Source organism: Frankia sp. CcWB2 (assembly GCF_977927585.1).
Genome location: NZ_CDWRCM010000016.1, coordinates 16,632 through 21,414 on the forward strand (window position 1 = coordinate 16,632; position 4,783 = coordinate 21,414).

Genomic DNA, 4,783 nt, shown 5'->3' on the forward strand with positions numbered 1-4,783 from the left:
GGGCGAAGAAGCGGTCGCGGGCGGCCGCGTCCATGATCTTGCCATAGACGCGCGACTCGACGAGATCGACCAGGTGCTCCGCGGCCACCGACGTGCCGTCGGGGAGCACCGCGGGCCGGCTCGCGGCGAGAAGATACGACAACGTCGTGGGGTCGACGCTGATCGTACCGTCGACGTCGAGGCCCGTGCCGGCCCGGTAGAACGCGCTGTAGAGCCTGCCGGCCATCGGGTAGTCGGGGGTCAGGTTGATATTCGCCCAGATACGGTCGGGCCAGAAGGCGCCGTAACGGACCGCGAACGGGACCGGCAGCCTCGTCGCGGGTCGCTGCTGGGTGGGGCCGCCCGGCAGAGCACCATTGCCCGAGATGCCGTCGAGGGACAGCCGCCCGTGCTCCGCGGTCAGCAGGCCGAACCCACCGATGATCCCCCCGTTGGCGCGGGACTCGGCCGGGTTCTGGACGATCAGCAGGTAGCGACGGGCACCGCCCCCGCCGAGCATGGCGGGACCGACCCGGGCGGCCAGAACGACGGTGCCCAGCGCACCGGACAGGCGCCGGCTCCGGTCGATCATCTCGGCGCGGGCGTCGGCGATGCCGCTGGCCCGCCCGGCCCATCCGCAGTCGGGTACGTTCTCCACTGCCGCCTGCAACGCGGAGATGGCGTTGAAGGATCGCTCGGCCGGGCGGCGGACCACGGCAAGCGCCCGGACATTGATCGTCATACGCTGGCGCAGCACCCGCGGATCGAGGGAGGGACCCAGGTCGGCCACGGCCGGCAGGCTGGTGCCGGCGACCGCGTCCACCTCTCGGATCAGTGTTGCCGCCGAGCGCAGCGGGCAGCCGGCGACGGGCAGCCGCCCGAACGCCGACCACACCGGATCCGAGGTCAGGGCCCGCGCATCGGTGGCCCGCCGCCGGATCTGCTCGAGCTGCGACCGCAACTCGGCCTCGCGGGGAAAGTCTCCGCTCAGAACCTGCCGCTGCAGGACGGCGATCCGCTGCCTGGCCTCGTCAAGACGGGACTTGGCCAGTAGTCCGCGCACGACCACCCAGGCGGTCATCGCCACCAGCACGACGAGGGCCGTCGCGACCCCGGCGGCCAGCCGGCGGTACCGGGCCCGGCGACCACGATGACGCCGGCGACCACGGCCGACGCGGTGCTGCCCCGCCCCGGCCTCGCCACCGCCACCCACGTCCCGCCCACCCACGCCACCTTCACCCACGTCCCGCCCACCTATGTTCCGCCCACCCACGTCCCGCCCGCCCACGGGCGCCCGCGTGAGCAGGTCCGGAACCCGGTCCAGGTCCGGAACCGGATCTAGGCCCACCGGATCCGGGCCCGGAGCGGACCCGGTGCTCTCCCCCGGTGGCGAACCCGTCATGGGGAGAACGGCGGCCGGGTCGCGCCGTCGTCATCCGGCGTCGTCCCGCCAGCCGGGTCCGTACCGCGCGGTGTCCTTCCGCCGACGGAGATGATCTCCTCGGCCGATCCGCGTGCCGCCGGCACCCTGACGTGCGGTCCGCCGCTCGGGCCGGTCGTGGCGCTCGGGCCGGTCGTGGCGCCGTCGGGCAGCGGGTCCCGCGCCGAGCTCGGCTCGTCGCCACCGTCGACTATCCCGAGACGCTCCGTGGTGGCGGGAACCGGCGTCGCGGCCGGAGCAGGAGAAGCCGGAGCCGGTGGCGGCAGCGCCGGTGACGGAGGCGAGATGACCGGCCAGGCGGGCCGGACTCCGGAATCGGGCGCCGGGATCTCCAGGGTTCGGGGCGAGGAGGTCCTGGCGTGCCGGCCGCGTGGCGCGTAACCGTCGCGCGGGCCGTAGTCGTAGGCGTCGGGTCCCTTGACCGGCACCATGTTCAGCACGGTGCCGATCATCCGGGCGTCGACCGCCCGCAGCGCCTCGACGGCCCGCCGGAGGTGCTCGCGGCGGGTCCGACCGGCCCGCATCACCAGCAGAACCCCCTCGACCCGGGTGGCGAGCACGGCCGCGTCGGTCACCGGTAGCAGGGGCGGGGCGTCGACCAGGATGATGTCGAAGCGGGCGGACAGCAGGTTGATGAGTTCGGCCATGCCCTTGGAGCCGAGCAGCTCGCTGGGATTCGGCGGGATGGGGCCGCTGGCGAGGACCTCTACGCGCCCCTCCCCGACCCGGCCCTCCCCCCAGGGCTGCAGGACGTCGTCGAGGTCCGCGGCGCCGATGAGGACCGAGGTGAGCCCGGCGGCGGACTCGACCCCGAGGTACTCGCCGAACGACGGCCGTCGCAGGTCCCCCTCGATCAGGCAGACCCGCGCACCGCCCTGCGCCAGGGTGATCGCGAGGTTGCAGGCCACGGTGGTCTTGCCCTCACCGGAGACCGCACTGCTCACCAGGATCGATCGAGGTCCGGTGTCCACCTCGATGAACTGCAGGTTGGTCCGCAGCTGGCGGAACGCCTCCGCCCGGGCCGAGCGGGGCCCGGTGTTGACAATGAGGGGATGCCGGGCGGCGGCACCGTCGTAGCCGATGACGGCGAGGTTGGGCAGCTCGGTCGTCTCACGGGCGTCGTCCTCACTGGACACGCTCGTGTCGAGGCGGTACCGGACGACCGCGGCGGCGATGCCGACGATCAGCCCGAGCAGCACTCCGAGCGCGAGGTCGCGGATCGGCTGGGGCGAGACGGGCGAGACGGGCAGCTTCGCGTGTTCCCAGACAGTCACCCGCACGGAGGGCGGTTCGTCGACCGACGGCGTCTCGATCTCCGCAATGGTGGTGGAGAACGCCTCACCGACAGCATCTGCGATGATCATGGCTCGTCTCGGGTCGGGATCGCGCACGACGGCCTGGAGCAGCACGGTGTCCGGGACGGCGTGCGCGCTGATCTGGGCCCGCAGGGCCTCCGGAGTCGCGTGCAGGTGCAGGCGTGCGATCACGGCCGTCGCCACCCGCTCGCTGGCCACCAGGTTGGCGTAGGACTTGACGCGTTGCTGGGAGAACAGGCCTCCCTGGTAGGCCGAGACGGCTCCGGCGCCGTTGTCCGACGAGGAGACGACCATCGTCACCGAGGCGGCGTACTCTTTCGTCGTTCGCCAGGTCGCCGTAGCGGCCAGCAGCCCGCCGAGGACCATGCCGGCAATCATGATCATCCAGCTTCGGCGCAGAACACGGACGTAGTCGCGCAGCTCCACCCGTCGACCACCCTCCCGGGACCTCGGTCCCGACCACTCACCGTCATCGAAGACCGACTCAACATACTCGATGGGTAGTCGTTCTTTTACTCTTAGCCATGCTTACTCTATGGCCTCATGTGGAGATGTAGAGTAGACAGAGTGAGTCATGGTCGGTGGACAGCACACATCGCACGGCGCGCCTCCCGGCTCAACCTCCGCCAGCGGGTTGGCCTGCAGATCACTCTGGACAGCGCGGCGCTGGTCCTGGGCCTCATCTCGGCCCAGATCGGCCGCTTGGACTTCACTCTCGGCGCGCTGAGCGATCTCGGCTTCTGGGTCATCTGCACGCTCGCCGTCTGCGTGCTCCACTTCCTGGGCACCGCCCTGCACCTCTACCTGGGGCGCTACCGCTTCGGCGGCTTCGAGGAGGTCCTCGGCCTGCTCGTGTCGGTCCTGCTCACGGTCGTCAGCGTGGTCGTCGTCATCGCCGTGTTCGGCTCCCCGAGACCCGTCCCGCTGAGCGTGCCGCCGCTGGGCGGCGCGGTGGCCCTGGTCGTGATGTTCGGCATCCGCTACCTCTGGCGGCTGACCGAGGAACACCTCCGCCGGCCGAACAGGGACCACGCCGAACCGCTCCTCGTGTTCGGCGCCGGTGACGGGGCCGAACGGGTACTGGCGGCCATGCTGCGCACCCGGGACAGTCCCTACTACCCGGTCGCGCTGCTCGACGACGACCCGAGCACGCACAACCTCCAGCTGCTCGGGGTCCGGGTACGTGGTGGCCGGGAGCGGATCGGCGCCGTCGCCGAGTCGACCGGGGCCAGGACCCTGCTCGTGGCGATCCCCAGCGCCGACGGCACACTGCTGCGGGAGATCAGCGCAATCGCCGAGGGCGCCGGGCTGACCGTGAAGGTGCTTCCCCGCGTCGCGGACCTGATCGACGGGCGGGTCGGCGTCGGGGACATCCGCGACCTCGACCTCGCCGACCTCCTCGGCCGGCGGCAGATCCGCACCGACATGTCCGCCGCCGCGAGCTACCTCGCGGGCCGACGGGTGCTCGTGACGGGGGCGGGCGGATCGATCGGCTCGGAGCTGTGCCGGCAGATCTCCGGCTACGGGCCGGCCGAACTGATCATGCTGGACCGGGACGAGTCGGCACTGCGCGCGGTGCAGCTGTCGATCTCCGGCCGGGCGATGCTCGACGACGACGCCATCGTGCTGGGCGACATCCGCGACATCGACCTGATGACCACGCTGTTCACGGAGCGCCGGCCCGAGGTCGTCTTCCACGCCGCCGCGCTCAAACACCTCCCGTTGCTCGAACGCTTCCCCGGCGAGTCGGTGAAGACCAACGTCTGGGGCTGACGATCCTGGAGACGGCCGTGGCCTGCGGCGTCGACCGGCTGGTCAACATCTCCACGGACAAGGCGGCGAACCCGACGAGCGCCCTCGGCTACTCGAAGCGGATCACCGAGCGGCTCACCGCGTGCCTCGCCCGCCGGGCCCGCGGAACGCTGGTCAGCGTCCGGTTCGGCAACGTCCTGGGCAGCAACGGCTCCGTCCTGACCGTCTTCGCCGGCCAGCTGGCCGCCGGCGGGCCGATCACCGTCACCCACCCCGAGGTCACCCGGTACTTCAT

Annotated in this window: 2 protein-coding genes and 1 pseudogene; 1 reads left to right on the plus strand and 2 read right to left on the minus strand. The window is 71.7% G+C overall.

Annotated elements, in window-relative coordinates; all coding sequences use genetic code 11:
- The coding region (locus ACY45C_RS03385; RefSeq protein ID WP_462186191.1) for a DUF4012 domain-containing protein at positions 1-1,381 on the minus strand (1,381 nt) is incomplete at its 3' end.
- Entirely contained in the window at positions 1,378-3,162 is a 1,785-nt protein-coding gene (locus tag ACY45C_RS03390; RefSeq protein WP_462186192.1) for a tyrosine-protein kinase domain-containing protein, read from the minus strand. The genes ACY45C_RS03390 and ACY45C_RS03385, both read right to left, overlap by 4 nt.
- A 117-nt stretch (positions 3,163-3,279) precedes the next feature.
- Between ACY45C_RS03390 and ACY45C_RS03395 the strand changes: the two are divergent.
- A pseudogene (locus ACY45C_RS03395) lies at positions 3,280-4,783 on the plus strand (polysaccharide biosynthesis protein); the annotation flags it as partial.